This window comes from Pelotomaculum sp. FP (assembly GCF_004369245.1).
Taxonomy (GTDB): domain Bacteria; phylum Bacillota; class Desulfotomaculia; order Desulfotomaculales; family Pelotomaculaceae; genus Pelotomaculum_C; species Pelotomaculum_C schinkii.
In genome coordinates this window covers 1-627 of sequence record NZ_QFGB01000164.1, presented here as the reverse complement: position 1 = coordinate 627, position 627 = coordinate 1, and the positions used below count along the sequence as shown (strand labels likewise).

Genomic DNA, 627 nt, shown 5'->3' with positions numbered 1-627 from the left:
TTATATACAATCCTCTCAAAACCGTAATTGCCATGAATTTGTTTTATGACCTCTTCGGCACGCTCCAAATATTTTATCCGGTTTTTGGCTTCCTGCAGTTCAAAACTCATTCGTTGGATTTCCGTAACATCATGGTCAATAGAAACTACCCCGATAACATGGTCGCCATCACGAATCGGGATACAACTTATTATAACCACATTGCCCTCCCGAGGCCGGTGTTCAACATATTCAACGGGATTGCCATTACGCAAAACGTCCAGACACAAGGCGTTGGGGAAAAATTGTGCAATATCGGCGCCGACAATCTCCATACGGTCAACGCCGTAAAGCTTCTCTGAGCGGTTATTCCAATAAGTAACGACGCCATGTTCGTCTATTACGCAGATAGCCTCGTTAACATTTTCCAGGATTTTCTCAAAAGATATCCCCATCCGTGTCTTAATCAAGTTTTCTGCAGCAATTTTTTTAGTGACCTCATCCGCTTTCATCATATAACACCCTCGTATAATAGTATTAGAACCACCGGACAACCAAAATTCCAATTGAGGGAAATATGGGTAATCCAGATAGGTTCGGGAACCGGTTCCCAAAGTACGGGTACCGAGACCAACAAAAATCATTTGC

Annotated in this window: 1 protein-coding gene; it reads right to left on the bottom strand. The window is 42.9% G+C overall.

All coding sequences use genetic code 11. The annotated features are described in order from the left end of the window. Window positions 1-494: PAS domain S-box protein (locus tag Psfp_RS21195; protein ID WP_205079652.1), on the bottom strand; the 494-nt coding region annotated here is incomplete at its 3' end. Between the last annotated feature and the right edge of the window lie 133 nt (window positions 495-627).